The sequence below is a fragment of the Parahaliea mediterranea genome (genome assembly GCF_017255185.1).
Taxonomy (GTDB): domain Bacteria; phylum Pseudomonadota; class Gammaproteobacteria; order Pseudomonadales; family Halieaceae; genus JAFKCZ01.
On sequence record NZ_JAFKCZ010000022.1, the window covers coordinates 12250 to 27678 of the forward strand.

Sequence of the window (15429 nt, forward strand, 5' to 3'; positions counted from 1 at the left end):
GTTCCTTACGCGGGGGGGTTGCGCTATGCCCTGGAAGCATCTGGTCGTGTGTGGGTGCCTGTTTTGGCCGCCCCTGCCGGCAATCGCCCACCCGAACGATTCCATTGTCCCCGAGCGACCGAAACCGACGCCCTACGGATTCCAGATCAGCCGGGTGAAGGACCTGCAACAACGCAGCGTCGGACCCTGGGATCTTGACGACGGAACAGGCACCGGCCTGCCGGTGGCGGATTATCTGCGGGTGGTACAAGGCCGGGAGCGCGAGGGCGGCGCCTACGATACGCAGCTGGTGGAGCCGCTGCACGACCTGGGTCGCGCCTACCAGGCCGGGGGCCGGCACGACGAGGCGCTGGCAACTTTTCGGCGCGCCCTGCACCTGAACCGTATCAATGGCGGCCTCTACAATTCCGCCCAACTGCCACTCATGAACGACATGATCGACAGCTATCTCGTGCTGGGTGACCTCGACGCCGCCGACCAGCTGTACGATTGGCGCTTTCGGGTCCAGCAACAGGCACATTCGCCCGGACAGCCGGAAATGCAACAGGCGGTGAGCGAGTATGTCGACTGGCAGCGCCAGGCCTACCTACAGGGCATTACCGGTGTCACCGACGAAGGGTTTCGACGGCTGCTCACGATCTACGAGGCGCACAGCGCGCAAATTGAGCAACTGGAAGAGGCGGGCGACCGCGGCGCCGCCTATCGCGAGGCGTTGTACAACCGGCTCGAGGTGGAATACCTGATTTCCCAGTACGACGGTGAAAAGGTGCCTGCAGTGCAGCTCAATATTTCCGGATGGGGCGGGACCACCGACGAACTCGCCACCAGCACCAGTATCGAGGCCGAGCGTTTTCGCCAGCTGCGCGAGTACAACCTGCGCAACGGCATCAATACCGCCCGGCGCATTGTCGATCTTGAAGATAGCGCCGAACAGCCGGACCCGGTGGCGCGCGCCCGGGCTCGCCTGGCCGCGGGAGACTGGTACCAGTGGTGGGGGCTCACCGCCCGGGCCCGGCAGAACTACGAGGAGGCGTGGGCTATTTTTGACGGCGACGAGTCCGAGACAACCGACCCGGACGATTTGTTTTCGCGGCCGGTGGAGTTGCCCGATACCCGTGTCTTTCATCCCGACGGCATCGCGCCCTCCGAGGACGCGCGGGCGCGCGCGGTGGTCTCGTTGCGGGTGTCGCGCGACGGCCGGGCGCGGGAAATCGAAGTGGTGGAACAGGAGCCGCCCGAGGATATGGGCGCGCGGGTGGTGCTGTATCGCCTGCTGCGCGATGTGCGTTTCCGGCCGGTGGTGCGCAACGGCCAGACCCAGTCTGTGGCTGGAGTTGTGCGGGAGTACCGCTACCAGTACTGAAGATAAAGGGGGGCAAAAAAAATGGCCGACGGATGTCGGCCATTTTCGTTGTGCTGGTGGAAGCATCCCGGGGGATGCTTCCCGCGATGAAGTTTAGAACTCCACGCTGACACCCAGGAACATGTAGCGGCCCAGGGCGTCGTACATGCCCGGGAACACGTTGCCGTTACCGTTGAGGCTGGGGCCCGCGGCATCACCCGCGATCGGCGGCTCTTCGTCCAGGACGTTGTTGATACCGGCGCGCAGCGAGGTGTTGTCCAGAACGTCCCAAACCGCGGACACATCGAAATAATCGGTGTCGTCCAGGTCCAGGTTGCCGTTCAGGTCGGTCACGTCGCCGATGTGGCGCCATGCCAGGCTGCCGGTGATGCCCCAGGGAGTGAGCCAGGTGGCGCGGAAGTTGTTGCGGAAGTCCGGTGTCGGATAGCCGCAGTTACCGCCCCAGTTGCCTTTACAGTCGTCAACCGGCGCGCTGGAGGCCTGCTGGGTATCCCAGGTTTCGATGATCGACATGGTGTTGTTGAACATCAGGGTACCCAGGCCGCCAACTTCCAGGGAGTAGTCGAAGATCACGTCGTAACCTTCCACTTCCTCTTTGGCCAGGTTGTCCTGCAGGGCCACGATGTGGCCGCTGCTGTTGACGTCGGAACCGATCCACAGGTCGCCGCGCGGCCCGCGATTGACGCTGGCACACATGGCGTCGTCACCCGCGAGGCACTGGTTCAGGATGAACTCGGGCTCGAGGTCCTCAATGCCCTGCTCGATCTCGATCTGGTACCAGTCGACGCTCATGGTCAGGCCGTCAATGAACTCGGGTGACCAGATGAAGCCGATGGAGTAGGTGTCGGCCTCTTCCGGTGAGAGTTCGGTGTTGCCGCCCTGCAGGTAGTTATACTGCCCGGCGAAGGAATCCGGGTAGTTGTTGTAGGTCTCGGCGGTAATGCCAGAGCGCATGCACTGTTCCAGGGTCGCGGTCGGCGGGTTGCCGTCGGCGCTGGTGGTGCAGGGGTCCTGGGCCATGTCGAACAGGTTGAAGCCCTGGGGCAGGAACAGCTCCTGGATATTGGGTGCCCGTACCGCGCGCTGGTAGCTGGCCCGCAGCTTGAAGCTGTTGTTGAAGGCCCAGCTGCCGCTGATGCCGTAGGTGTCGGTGGTTGTGTCGGTGGAGTAATCGGAGTAGCGATACCCCAGGTCCAGTACCACTTCTTCCGCCAGGGTCTTGCCTTCCACCAGCGGTACGCTGGCTTCCAGGAAGAACTCGTTGACGTCGTATTCACCGTTCACCGGGTTGGTGGCGCCGCCCTGACCCGCGCCCAGGCCGAGGCGGAAGCCTTCGTCCGGGTTGAAGTTCAGGGTTTCCTTGCGGTATTCCGCGCCGAGGATGATCTCTACGCCGCTGTCCGCGGTGGGCAGCTGGATGCCGTAGTCGCCCAGGCTACCGGCCACGTAACCGGAGATCACCTTCTGGGTGGTGGTACCGCGGGCGAACAGGGGCAGGGCCAGGTATTCGGTGGCCGCGCCGCCCGGCTCTACGCCGCCGGTTTGCCAGGGGTTCCAGGGCACACAGTTCGGGTCGCGGCCGTCGAGTACCGAGCGGCAGGTGATGTCGCCGGTTTCGGGGTCGATCACCGCGTCCACGGCGTTGGCCAGCTTGGCGTTGGACAGGTCGTTGTTGTAGGTGTTCTCCATGCTGACTTCGGCATAGAGGCCGTACACGTCGTAACGCCAGGTGTCGTTGATGTCGCCGCGGGCGCCGAATACACCGCGGAAGGTGGTGTGGCGCAGGTCCTGGTTACGCGGGCCGCCCTCCACGTTGCGGCGGCCGATGGTGACTGGCGCGGTGCCGTTGTCATTCAGCAGGGAGGGATCGCCGAACAGGATGTCGCGCTGCTGGTCGGACAGGAAGGGGTTGTCCGGGGACACATTGTAGTCCAGGAAGAACGAACCGGAGGGCGCGATCTGCGCGTTGGTCTGGTTGTCCATGAAGCTCAGTTCGGTGTAGGCCTCGACGTGCTCGTTGATCGAGTAGCGGCCGAAGGCACCGGCGGTGTAGCGCTCGTCGGGGCGCTGGTAGTAGTTCAGCGGGCCGTAGTTGTAGGCCTGGCTACCCGGGATGAACTGGTCGCCATCCACGTAGTAGGTGCCATTGCCGGGAGTCAGGAAGGTACCCTCGGCGCTGGTGCCGGAACCGAAACAGCCGGTGGCGTCGTCGTTCAGGGCGCAGGCGCTGTAGTCGCGCTCGCTCTGCAGGACCCCGTCGATTTCGCGGTAGCTGGCGTAGGCGGTGATGTTACCGCGGCCGTTGTCAAAGTTGCCGCCGAGAACCAGCGAGATGTCCTGGATATCGCCGTCAGTGTTGCTGCCGTCGGGGAAGGGGAAGCCGGCGTCGCCGACGATGCGCTGGAGACGGCTGTTGTCGTTGTCATGCTGGTACTGGCTGTACTGGTAGTCGAGTTTGATGCCCTCGAAGTCGTCAACCATGATGAAGTTGACAACACCAGCCACCGCGTCGGAGCCGTAGGTGGCCGAGGCGCCGCCGGTCAGCACTTCCACGCGCTTGATCAGCGCGCCGGGGATCTGGTTGATGTCGGCGCCGACACCGCCCTGCAGCGGGGAGCCGGCGGGCATGCGGCGGCCGTTGATCAGTACCAGGGTACGTTCGTCGCCCAGGTTGCGCAGGTTCAGCGTCGCGGTGCCGGTGGCGCCGTTGGACTGGCTGGCGTTCTGGTTGGAGTAGACCTGGGGCAGGTTCTTCATCAGGTCTTCAACGCGGGTGGTGCCCTGGAACTTGAACTCGTCGGCGTCCACCTGGGTTACCGGGCTGGAGGTGACCAGGTTGGTCTTCTGGATCCGGGAACCGGTGACAACCACTTCCTCGACCAGGAGTTCTTCTTGGGCGTTTGCCACACTCGGCAGGACCGCCGCGGCGCTCATGCCCAGGGCAGCTGAAACTGCCATGGTAAGACGGTTTTTCTTTAACATATTAATACCCCTGTACTTTATGTTAAGCATGCTTGTCCGGTGGCTTTACGCCACTGGTTACAAACATAAAACGAATTTGGTACGGGTGCCCTCAAAGTTCCCGCGACATTTGTGACATATTCACGAAATGCTGCCGGAATCCGGCAAATTACCATTATTTTTTGCCTGAGGATGTCTACCTAAGCAATTGCCGTGGCAGTAATTATTGATTGACGCGGGACACGCCGACGGAGCGACCCGTGGCCACGTGGGTGAGTTTGAAGTAGCCGAAAAAGTTCTTTTCAATGACGACCCGGCGGTCGTCGCCGTGATAGGCGAAATTGCCGCTGAGGCGCTGGCGCCAAGTTTGACCGTTGTCCAGCGAGAATACCGTGTCGCCGTACCAGCCCTTGAAGGGCCCGTTGACGCTGGCCTCGATGCGAATGCCCTGGTCGGCCTCCTTGACTTCCTCGCTGGTGTGGATCAGCGTCTGGGCGTCGTCCACGGTATAGCCGATCAGCCACTGGTTGAGGGCCTCGCGCTCCGCGGGGCTGAGCTTCTCCAGGCCCGCCGCCTGGAATTCCTCCCGGGTCATCAGTTTTTCAATCCCGGGGAAGTCTTTCTCCTGCGCGTCGACCAGCGGAGTGAAGCTCAGTACCAATGCGAGGAAGGGGGGGCGGAAGCGCATGCGATTTGTCCTGTCGTGGAAATGTGGGCTCGAGTTGTGCCGAGTGTATTGGCTCAAGCTGTCTCAAAAACGCTGACTCAAGCGGGTGTACCAGTAGCGCCCCTTCAGTTCGTGGGTGCGGCCGTCGATGTTATCGTTAAACGCCGAGGCTGCCAAAGGCGCGTCTTCGTCCAGGGCGTTGTCGACCCCCAGGGACAGGCGCAGTCCCTCCAGGACGTCGAAGGTATAGCTGAGCTGCATGTCCATGACCGTCCAGCTGTCGATGGTGCGGGTGCCCCCGGTGCCCGGCAGCTGCTCTTTCATCGACGACACGTGATGCAGGTCGGCGCTGGCGCGCCAGCGGTTGTCGTGCCAGCGCAGGCCCAGCTGCCACTTCCACTGCGGGATGCCGCCGAGCCCCTCGGAGGCCTCGTCGCGGAAGGTGCCGGCAAAGTCGATCTCGGGGGCGGCCGCATCGGTGCGCGCCCGGTAGTCGCCGAGGTAGGTGGCGTTGCCGTTGAGCGAGAACTGGCCCCAGCGGTCCCTGGGGAAGTGGTAGGTCAGGCCCAGGTCCGCGCCGCGGACCAGGCGCTGCCCGACATTGATGTTGGTGGCCCGCACCAGCACCAGGTTGCCCATTTCGTCGCGGGTGACGTCCTCGGCGAAACTGCCGTACAGGGCATTCTGGCGCACGATGAACTGCGCGCTCGAAGACACCACATCCTCCTGTTCCATCTCAAACAGGTCCAGCGACAGGCGCAGGCTCCCGAGCGCGGCCGGGGTCCAGACAAAACCCGCGCTGTAGCCGTGCGAGGTCTCCGGTTCCAGGGCGGGATTGCCGCCCTGGACGGTCAGGAACTGGTTGCGGCTGGGGTCGGCCTGGCCGTTACAGCCCGGCAGCACGGCGGCACTTCCGGGGCGGGTGCAGGGGTCGTCGATGAAGGCCTGCTCCTCGGTTTCGCCCTCGTACAGTTCGTTCAGGCTGGGTGCCCGGAAGCCGCGTGAATAGCTGGCGCGCAGCAGCAGCTCGGAGCCCAGCTGCAGCAGCAGTCCCAGCTTGGGGTTGGTCGAATCGCCAAAGTCGCTGTAATTGGAGTGGCGGATGGCGCCCTCGAGGTGCAGGGTCACCGCTTCCGAGGGGCTGCGCCACACGGGCAGCACCGATTCGGCGTAGAACTCGGTGATTTTGCGCTTGCCGCGGGTGGCCTCGAAATTGGTGGCGCCGAGGGTGGCGGCGCTGGCCAGCAGATCGTCGGGCCGTTTGTCGGTCGATTCCTGGCGGTATTCCACGCCGAAGGCGACATCGCCGCGTCCGGCGGGCAGATGCAGCAGGGCATTGCTGACATTGAAGCTGATGGAAGAGAGTTCCGAGTAGCCACTGACCCTGCCGTCGGCGCGGATGTAGTCGACCTGCTCCGGTGTGATACTGCCGGCGGGGCCCAGCAGGTCGACCGGGGTGCAGCCGTCGATTTCGGCGCCGAGGCAGCCCGCCGCGGGTCCCAGGGCGCGCTGCAGGCGGTCGGCGTTCACCAGGTTGCGGGTGATCTGGCTGGCTTCGGAGCGGCTCCAGGTATAGCCCGCGTCCCAGTTCCAGTCGTCGTAGAGGCCCTCCACCGCCGCCACGAAGCGAATCACCTCCGATTCGTTGAGCTGGCGCCGCTCGGGGAACTCCACCAGCCGCCGCCGCGCGTCGGTGATGTCCTCGCCAAAGGGGTTGTGGATATTGTCCGCCGAGATCGTCAGGTCGGATTGTTCGAAGGCGGTGAACACCGGGGTGGGCGCCAGGGTCGAGGCGGCCTCGGTTTCCAGGTAGGTGAATTCCACCAGGCCGGTGATGCGCTCGGTAAAATCGTAGATGGCGTTACCGTACAGGCTGGTGCGCTCCAGTGGCACCACCGCGGTGGTGTAGGCCTGGTAGTCGAACAGGTCGTCGGGCCCCGCGGGGCGGTAGCCCGCGCCATCGGCGATCAGTGTGCGGCCGTCCGCCAATACCACCCGTGTGTCGGAGGTGGCGCTGGAGCGCAGGTCGGTGCCGCCGAGCGCCCGGGTGTCGGCGCTCGCGGAAACCGCGCGGTCGCGGCTGAAGATCGGTTCCTGCTCGTAGTGGGAGGCGCTGAGAAACAGGGAGCCGTTGGGCAGGCCGGTGCCGTATTGCAGGGTGTTGGTGCGTGTCTCGAGGTCGCCCCGTTCGGTTTCGCCGTAGTAGGTTTCCGCCAGCAGGCCGCGAAAATCCTGCTTCATGATCACGTTCACCACCCCGGCAATGGCGTCGGAGCCGTAGATCGCCGAGGCGCTGTCCTTGAGGATCTCGATGCGCTCCACCGCGGCCGGCGGGATGCTGTTGAGGTCCACCGATTCCCCGGCCAGGCCGTCGTTGGCCACGCGGCGGCCGTTGATCAGGATCAGGGTGTTGCTGGCGGGCAGCCCGCGCAGCGTCACGCTGGCGGTGCCGTCGCCGCCATTGGCGATGGCGGTGCTGGTGGAATTGCCCACCACCGCGGGCACGAACCTGAGCAGCTCGCCGAGGGATTGGGCGCCGGAGAGTTCGATGTCGGGCGAGCGAAACACGTCCACCGGGGCGCTGCCGCTGTAGTCGGTGCGCCGTATGCGAGACCCGGTCAGGCGGCTGCCGTAGACATAGGTTTCCTCGATGCCCGGTTCGTAGACCGGGTTGTTGCTGACAGTGTCCCGGGGGCTGTCGCAGTCCTGGCCGTCGCACTCCTGGCGATAGACCGCGATGATGCGACCGTCGATCAGCTCCCAGTCCAGGCCGGAATCCTCCAGCAGCATGTCGAGGGCGTCCCGGGAACCGTAACCGCCAATCAACGGCGTGGCGGGCAGGTGACGGGTCAGCCGGTCGGAGAACACGATGGGCTGTCCGCTTTGCTGGCTGTACTGGATAAGCGCACCGGACAGCGAGCTGGCGTCGATGGCGAAACGGGTGGACTCGCCGGTGCCGGGTCGTCGATCCGCAACCCGGTTGTCCCCGGCCATCGCCGGGGAGCCGTCCGCACAGGCGATCGCGAGCAGGCCCCACAGGGCGCTGCGCGTCGATCGATGCCATCGCCTGCAATCGGTCAGCATGTAGCCCCCGTGTCCGGAATTAATACGCAAGTTTATGAATTATAGGGGTATTTCCGCGGGCCTGGGGCGGCCCAATAGGGTGTTATAACCTACTGCGAGGCGGGGAGCAACCGTAGCGTGTGCTCATCCAGGCGCGCCACCTGGATGTCCAGGCTGCGCTCGAGGGCGCCGAGCACGGAGGGCAGGTGGTCCAGCTGGAACACCCCCGACACCGGCAGGGTGGCCAGTTGTGGGTCGGTGATCAGGAAGTGCTGGTCGTGGTAGCGCTCGAGTTCCGACGCCAGTTCGACCAGCGGCATTTCCCGGGCCAGCAGCTCGCCCCGGCGCCAGGCCAGGCTGGGCGCGATATCGACCTGGCCGCTGGTGGCGAAGCCCTGCTGGCTGGTTTCCAGGCGTTGGTTGGCGCGCAGGACTTCGGTGGAGGCCGCCCGGGTGGAGGGGGCGTCCCGCTCGCTGACCCTGACCACGCCCTCGGCCACGGTGATGACACTGCGGTGTTCGTCACTGCGACGGATATTGAAGGCGGTGCCGACCACGCTGACCCGCGCCGACCCGGTATCGACCACGAAGGGCCGCGTGGCGTCGGTCGCGACCTCGAAAAAGGCCTCGCCGCGCTCCAGGCTGACGTGGCGCAGGGCTTCGCTGTAGCGGATGGTGAGGGCGCTGTTGGTGTTGAGGTTGATGCGTGAGCCGTCGGCCAGGTCCACCTGGCTGCGCTCGCCGAGGGCCGTGAGGTAGCGCTCGGAGGTCTCCGGGGCATTCCATTGTGGCACCAGTACCAGCGCGGCAACCAGGCTGGCGGCGACCGCCAGTGAGGCGCCAAGCCAGCGGCGGCGGCCCGTGTCGTGGGGGAGGTCGTGTTCCGGCAGGTGCTTGAGAGAGCCCAGGTCGTCCCACAGATCCTGCATCTGGTCCATGGCGCGACCGTGATCCGGATCCGCCTCCAGCCACAGGGCGAAGGCCTGGCGGTCGGCGTCGGCCACGGCGTCGGAACGGAACCTGGCTATCCACGCCAGTGCCGCGTCACAGTCCCGCTCGAATTTTTCGTGGCGCCCTAGGCTCATTATGTTTCCTGGTTGCGGCCCGTCACCCCGGCCCTTGCGGCGGCTGGGTGCGACATTCCCGGCCGCATTGTTGTCGTTGTTGTTAGTGTGACGGATGACCCGACAGTTCCCTCATTGAAAAAAATCAGTTTCCCCGCCCTTCCCCGTCATCGGCGGGGTAGTGCGTCGCGAGCCGCTTGCGGCAGTGTTTCAGTGCCTGCAGGATGTACTTTTCCACGCTGGACACCGACACCGCCATTTCCCTGGCAATATCATTGTAGGACATGCCGTTGCGGCGGTGGAGCAGAAAGGCCTGCTTCACCTTGAATGGCAGTTCGTCCACCGCCGCGTAGATGGCGCGCAGTTTCTCCCGCGCGCCGAGGATCTGCTCCGGGGACACGCCGCTGGCGTTGGTGTCGTTCAGCTCACTATCTTCGGCCAATACCCGCTCGGCTTTAAGCAGGCGGAACTGCAGCCTGCGCCGTCGCAGCTGGTCCACCGCCAGGTTGGTGGCGACCTGGAACAGGAAGGCCCGGGCGTTGTCCAGGCGCTCCGGTTCCTCCAGGCGGTGCAGGCGCAGGAAGGCTTCCTGGGCGACCTCGGCGGCGTCCTCGGGGCTGTCGAGCTTGCGCGCGAGGTATTTTTCCAGTGCGCTTCCGTGCTCGCTTACCAGCTCGGCCAGAAATTGGTCTTTCGCGGTTTCAGGCAAGGCGGTCTCGGTCGGGTGGGTCGGCAACGCCCCGGGGGCCGGCGCGGCCGGCCCCCGGGGCGAAGGGCGAATCAGAATAGTACGCGAGTGCGAATTGTGCCGTCTACGGCGGCCAGTTTGGCCAGGGCGATGTCGGAGTACTCGGCGTCGATGTCGATCACCACGTAGCCCACGTGCTCATTGGTCTGCAGGAACTGGGCGGAGACGTTGATGTCGTTTTCGGAGAACACGGTGTTGATGGCGCTCATCACCCCGGGCACGTTGTGGTGGATGTGCAGCAGGCGGTGGCTGCCCTCGTGCTCGGGCAGGGCCACCTCCGGCAGGTTGACGGAGGAAGTGGAGGTGCCGTTGTCGCTGTAGCGGGCCAGTTTCTCCGCCACTTCCATGCCGATGTTTTCCTGGGCCTCCACCGTGCTGCCGCCGATATGCGGAGTGAGGATGGTGTTGTCGAAGGCCCGCAGCGGCGACTGGAACTCCTCCTCGTTGGAGCGGGGCTCCACCGGGAACACGTCGATGGCCGCGCCGGCCAGTTTGCCGTCCCGCAGGCGGTCCGCCAGGGCGTCGATGTCCACCACCGTGCCCCGGGAGGCGTTGATCAGGATGCCGCCGGGTTTCATCTGGGCCAGTTGTTCCTCGCCCATCATGTTCTGGGTGGCGCCGGTCTCCGGCACGTGCAGGCTGACCACGTCGGATTGGGCCAGCAGCTGGCTGAGGCTGGGCACCTGGCGCGCGTTGCCCAGGGGCAGCTTGTTGACCACGTCGTAAAACAGCACCTGCATGCCCAGGCTCTCGGCGATCACGCCCAGCTGCATGCCGATGTTGCCGTAGCCGATGATGCCCAGCTTCTTGCCGCGGATTTCAAAGGCGTTGGCGGCGGATTTGCGCCACTCGCCGCGGTGGGCGGCGGCGTTCTTGTCCGCCACTCCGCGCAGCAGCAGGATGGCCTCGGCGATGACCAGCTCGGCCACGCTGCGGGTGTTGCTGAAGGGGGCGTTGAATACGGCGATGCCCCGGCGGGTCGCCGCGCCCAGGTCGACCTGGTTGGTGCCGATGCAGAAGCAGCCCACCGCCACCAGTTTCTGCGCCGCCTCGAACACGTCCTCGGTCAGCTGGGTGCGGGAGCGGATGCCCACGAAATGGGCGCCGGCGATGGCCGCCTTGAGTTCCTCGGTGGGCAGGGCCTTCTGGTGCAGCTCGATATTCTCGTAGCCCGCCTGCCGCAGGGTCTCCACGGCGGAGGGGTGCACGCCCTCCAGCAGAAGGAACTTGATTTTGCTCTTTTCCAGCGACTTTTGCGCCATTGCGGGCAGGCTCCATTGTGATCTTGCAGAACCCCGGGGACCCGGGGGGCGCGTATGGTACCATACGCCGCCCTGAATTCAGCGCCGGCCCCGGCGCGCCGTGAAAATTACCCGAGGTCACCTTGTGAGCGAGCCGGCCACCAAGCCATTGAGTCCTGAAATCCTGTCCGCCCTGGGGGCAATCGTGGGGGAGGAGCGCGTGCTCACCGACGCCGAGTCCGCGGCCCGCTACGGCGCCGACTGGACCCGGGTGCACAGTCCCGCGCCCGCGGCGGTGGTGCTGCCCGGCTCTGTCGAGGAGGTGCAGGAGCTGGTGCGCCTGGCGGCCAGGCAGGGGCTGGCCGTGGTGCCCTCCGGCGGCCGCACCGGCCTCAGCGGCGGCGCGGTGGCCTGCCGCGGCGAGCTGGTCCTGGCCCTGGACCGGATGAATGCCATCGACGACTTCAACCCGGTGGAGCGCACCGTGCGCTGTGGCGCCGGCGTGGTCACCGAGCAGTTGCAGCAGTTCGCCGAAGAGCGGGAGTTGTTCTACCCGGTGGACTTTGCCTCCGCCGGCTCCAGCCAGATCGGCGGCAATATCTCCACCAATGCCGGCGGCATCAAGGTGATCCGCCACGGCATGACCCGGGACTGGGTGGCCGGTCTCAAGCTGGTCACCGGCACCGGAGAGCTGCTGGATCTCAACCGCGGCCTGGTGAAGAACAACGCCGGCTACGACCTGCGCCAGCTGGTGATCGGCGCCGAGGGCACCCTGGGCGTGGTGGTGGAGGCCACCATGCGCCTGGCGCGCCCGCCGAAAGACCCGGCGGTGCTGGTGCTGGGGGTGCCCGACATGGCCTCGATCATGGACGTGCTGGCGGCCTACCAGGGCAGGATGGATCTCCAGGCCTTCGAGTTCTTCTCCGAGCTCGCCCTGCAGAAAGTCGTAGAGCACCAGGGCCTGCAGCGGCCCTTCGACACCCCCGCGGCCTACTACGCCCTGCTGGAGTTCGAGCAGGTGAGCGACGCCGACATGGAGCAGGCCATGGCCCTGTTCGAGCACTGCGTGGAGCAGGGTTGGGTGCTGGACGGGGTAATCAGCCAGAGCGTGGCCCAGGCCCTGTCACTTTGGCGGCTGCGCGAGGACATCTCGGAGACGATCTCGCGCTGGACGCCCTACAAGAACGACATCTCGACCACGGTTTCGAAAGTGCCGGCCTTCCTGGCCGAGGTGGAGTCGGTGGTCAATGGCGCCTATCCGGATTTCGAGATCGTGTGGTTCGGCCACATCGGCGACGGCAACGTCCACCTGAACGTACTGAAGCCCGACGCGCTGCCAATGGCCGAATTCCAGCAGCGCTGCGGTGAGGTCAGCCGCTGGGTGTTCGAGATCGTGCAGCGCTACGGCGGCAGCGTCTCCGCCGAGCACGGCGTGGGCCTGCTGAAGAAGGACTACCTCCTCTACAGCCGCTCCGCGCTGGAAGTGGACCTGATGCGCCAGATCAAGCGCGCCTTCGACCCCGAGGGCATCATGAACCCGGGCAAGATCTTCGATTAGCCCGGATCGGATGTTCGCTGTCCCGCACCGCTGTGGTCGAATGAATTCGACCCTACACCGGATGCGACGCACTCGCCCGTAGGCCCGAATTCATTCGCCCCCCCAACACCGGGCACGGCGCCCCCCTGTAGGGTCGAATTCATTCGACCAACACCGGGCACGGCTCCCTGTAGGGCCGAATTCATTCGGCCCCCCAATACCGGGCACGGCGCCCCCCTGTAGGGTCGAATTCATTCGACCAACACCGGGCACGGCTCCCTGTAGGGCTGAATTCATTCGGCCCCCCCAACACCGGGTACGGCGCCCCCCTGTAGGGTCGAATTCATTCGACCAACACCCCAGAAGGCAAACACCGACAAGGAGGTCGGAATGTCCTACGACGCATTAAACCGCGGCCGCTGGTCGCAATCTCACCGGATCTACGCCATAACCACGGTCACCCACCAGCGGTGGCCGGTTTTCCGAACATTGCGACCGGCAAGGTTGCTGATTGGGCAGCTCCGAAACGTGCACGAATCCGGCGCGGTTCATTCACTCGCCTGGGTCGTCATGCCGGATCATCTGCACTGGCTGTTCGAACTGGGTGACCGCCTCAGCCTCCCCGGGGTCGTGAAAACGCTCAAGGCCCGCACGTCCCGTCATATCAATGGCCACCTTGGGCGAACAGGGTCGCTATGGCAACGCGCCTACTTCGACAGGGCGGTTAGGACGCACGAGGACGTAAGGGCCTTGGCACGGTATATCGTGGCCAATCCACTGCGCGCAAAACTGGTTGATCGAATCGGTGATTACCCGCATTGGGACTGCGTGTGGGTGGGGCGTGGGGGGAATGGCACGGCGTTGGATTGAGCTGGGCCGGTGTAGTCAACGCTGCGCGATATCCCCCTGTGGGGCGGAATTCATTCCGCCGCTGTTTGGTCGAATGAATTCGACCCTACACGTTGCGCGATATCCCCCCTGTGGGGCGGTATTCATTCCGCCGCTGTTTGGTCGAATGAATTCGACCCTGCACGTTGCGCGATATCCCCCCGGTGGGGCGGAGTTCATTCCGCCGCTGTTTGGTCGAATGAATTCGACCCTACACGCTGCGCGATATCCCCCTGTGGGGCGGAATTCATTCCGCCGCTTTTGGGGCGAATCAATTCGACCCTGCACGTTGCGCGATATCCCCCCTGTAGGGAGGAATTCATTCCGCCGCTGTTTGGTCGAATGAATTCGACCCTACACGTTGCGCGATATCCCCCCTGTGGGGCGGTATTCATTCCGCCGCTGTTTGGTCGAATGAATTCGACCCTACAGGCTGTGCGATATCCCCCTGTAGGGCGGAATTCATTCCGCCGCTTTTGGGGCGAATCAATTCGACTCTACGCCGCAACGGCGCGGGCTAGAGGGCCTTGAAAAACACCTTCGAATTGCGCTGCAGGTTGTACAGCTGCTGTTTCTGTCCGGGCAGCGCGTCGCGGGAGCGCTCCTCGAAACCCTGCTCGATAAACCAGTGCGCGGTCTGGGTGGTGAGCACGAAGACCCGGTCCAGTCCTTGCTTGCGGGCTTCCTGCTCCAGCTCGCGCAGCAGGCGCTGGCCGCGGTGGCCGCCGCGGTATTCGGGGTGGGAGACAATGCAGGCCAGTTCGCCGCAGCCCTCCTCGGGGAAGGGGTAGAGCGCGGCGCAGGCGAGGATGCGGCCGTCCCGCTCCAGCAGGCGGAAGTGACGGATTTCGGTCTCCAGCAATTCGCGGGAACGCTTCAGCAGCACGCCCTGATGCTCCAGCGGTTCGATCAGCTCCAGGATGCCGCCCACGTCGTCGATGGTCGCGGTGCGAGACTGTTCGTAGTCGTCCTTGGCCACCAGTGTGCCGCTGCCGTCGTGGGTGAACAGTTCCTCCAGCATCGCGCAGTCGTCGCGGTAGCTGATCACCTGGCAGCGCTCCACGCCCGCCAGGCAGGCGCGGCGGGCGGTTTCCGCCAGACGGGCCTGGTCTTCGTCGGCGAAGGCGCGCTGTGTCATGTTGCCCACCGCCAGCTGCCGCAGCAGCTGGCCGCTGTCGTCCTGCAGGCCCTGGGCGGCGCCGAACAGCAGCAGCTTGTCGGCGCCGATGGCGGACGCGCAGTGCACCGCGATGTCCTCCAGGGTGAGGTTGAAGATCTCGCCGGTGGGCGAGTAGCCCAGTGGCGACAGCAGCACGATGGAGCCCGCCGCGAGCTGTTCGCGGATGCCGGCCACGTCCACCCGGCGCACGCGGCCGGTGTGCTGGTAGTCGGTGCCGTTGACCACGCCGATGGGACGTGCGGTGACGAAGTTGCCCGAGCACACCCGGATACTGGCGCCCTGCATCGGCGAGTTGGGCAGTCCCATGGACAGCAGCGCCTCGATTTGCGCGCGCAGGGAGCCGGCGGCATCGGTGACGTGGCCCATGGCCGCGCTGTCGGTAATCCGCATGCCGTCCTGGAAGCGGCTCTCGATACCGGCGGCCCGCAGCCGCTCGCCGATCTGCGGCCGGTTGCCGTGTACCAGCACCAGGCGCACGCCCAGGCTATTCAGCAGCGCGATGTCGTGGATGATGGTGGGGAAGTTGGCGTGCTGCGCGGCCTCGCCCCCCAGCATCAACACGAAGGTCTTGCCCCGGTGCGCGTTGATGTAGGGGGCGGTATTCCTGAACCAGCGAATGTGTTCCCGACTCGGGGTCATGTCCTGTCGTTGTCCGATGCATCGATTAAAGGAGCAAGGTTACCGAATGGCCGGCCGTTGCACTAATGGCAATTTTGC

At 65.0% G+C, this 15429-nt stretch carries 10 protein-coding genes; 3 read left to right on the forward strand and 7 right to left on the reverse strand.

Going from position 1 to position 15429, the window contains the following annotated elements; genetic code table 11:
• Positions 1-25: 25 nt before the first annotated feature.
• Positions 26-1363 (forward strand): tetratricopeptide repeat protein, encoded by a 1338-nt coding sequence (locus tag JYP50_RS20645; protein WP_206562467.1) that lies wholly within the window; start codon positions 26-28, stop codon positions 1361-1363.
• 93 nt (positions 1364-1456) lie between these two features.
• Here the strand turns inward: JYP50_RS20645 and JYP50_RS20650 are convergent, their stop codons facing one another.
• The 6 genes from JYP50_RS20650 to serA form a co-directional block, all read right to left on the reverse strand.
• Entirely contained in the window at positions 1457-4321 is a 2865-nt protein-coding gene (locus tag JYP50_RS20650) for a TonB-dependent receptor domain-containing protein (protein ID WP_206562468.1), read from the reverse strand.
• 226 nt (positions 4322-4547) lie between these two features.
• Positions 4548-5012: a hypothetical protein gene (locus JYP50_RS20655; RefSeq protein ID WP_206562469.1), complete on the reverse strand. Its 465-nt coding sequence runs from the start codon at positions 5010-5012 to the stop codon at positions 4548-4550.
• Between the two features lie 63 nt (positions 5013-5075).
• A complete protein-coding gene (locus JYP50_RS20660) occupies positions 5076-8075 on the reverse strand; it encodes a TonB-dependent receptor (protein WP_206562470.1) in 3000 nt (999 codons plus the stop codon).
• 89 nt (positions 8076-8164) lie between these two features.
• A complete protein-coding gene (locus JYP50_RS20665) occupies positions 8165-9139 on the reverse strand; it encodes a FecR family protein (RefSeq protein WP_206562471.1) in 975 nt (324 codons plus the stop codon).
• Positions 9140-9263: 124 nt separating this feature from the next.
• Positions 9264-9827 (reverse strand): RNA polymerase sigma factor, encoded by a 564-nt coding sequence (locus tag JYP50_RS20670; protein ID WP_241263393.1) that lies wholly within the window; start codon positions 9825-9827, stop codon positions 9264-9266.
• Positions 9828-9898: 71 nt separating this feature from the next.
• Positions 9899-11128 (reverse strand): phosphoglycerate dehydrogenase, encoded by a 1230-nt coding sequence (gene serA, locus JYP50_RS20675; RefSeq protein ID WP_206562472.1) that lies wholly within the window; start codon positions 11126-11128, stop codon positions 9899-9901.
• Positions 11129-11252: 124 nt separating this feature from the next.
• On the opposite strand from serA, the gene JYP50_RS20680 reads away from it, so the two are divergent.
• Together JYP50_RS20680 and JYP50_RS20685 are read left to right on the forward strand one after the other, a co-directional pair.
• Positions 11253-12665, forward strand: coding sequence for an FAD-binding oxidoreductase (locus tag JYP50_RS20680; RefSeq protein ID WP_347136886.1), 1413 nt, complete (start codon positions 11253-11255; stop codon positions 12663-12665).
• Positions 12666-13034: 369 nt separating this feature from the next.
• Positions 13035-13514, forward strand: a complete 480-nt coding sequence (locus JYP50_RS20685; RefSeq protein WP_206562473.1) for an REP-associated tyrosine transposase — start codon at positions 13035-13037, stop codon at positions 13512-13514.
• 535 nt (positions 13515-14049) lie between these two features.
• Here the strand turns inward: JYP50_RS20685 and argA are convergent.
• Positions 14050-15351 carry an amino-acid N-acetyltransferase gene (argA, locus tag JYP50_RS20690; protein WP_206562474.1) on the reverse strand — a complete coding sequence of 434 codons (1302 nt, stop codon included), beginning with the start codon at positions 15349-15351 and terminating at the stop codon, positions 14050-14052.
• Positions 15352-15429 lie beyond the last annotated feature (78 nt).

Coding starts and splice junctions, on each gene's coding strand:
- JYP50_RS20665 (WP_206562471.1), bottom strand. CDS start 9,139: ATGAGCCTAGGGCGCCACGAAAAATTCGAGCGGGACTGTGACGCGGCA.
- JYP50_RS20655 (WP_206562469.1), bottom strand. CDS start 5,012: ATGCGCTTCCGCCCCCCCTTCCTCGCATTGGTACTGAGCTTCACTCCG.
- serA (WP_206562472.1), bottom strand. CDS start 11,128: ATGGCGCAAAAGTCGCTGGAAAAGAGCAAAATCAAGTTCCTTCTGCTG.
- JYP50_RS20645 (WP_206562467.1), top strand. CDS start 26: ATGCCCTGGAAGCATCTGGTCGTGTGTGGGTGCCTGTTTTGGCCGCCC.
- JYP50_RS20660 (WP_206562470.1), bottom strand. CDS start 8,075: ATGCTGACCGATTGCAGGCGATGGCATCGATCGACGCGCAGCGCCCTG.
- argA (WP_206562474.1), bottom strand. CDS start 15,351: ATGACCCCGAGTCGGGAACACATTCGCTGGTTCAGGAATACCGCCCCC.
- JYP50_RS20685 (WP_206562473.1), top strand. CDS start 13,035: ATGTCCTACGACGCATTAAACCGCGGCCGCTGGTCGCAATCTCACCGG.
- JYP50_RS20650 (WP_206562468.1), bottom strand. CDS start 4,321: ATGGCAGTTTCAGCTGCCCTGGGCATGAGCGCCGCGGCGGTCCTGCCG.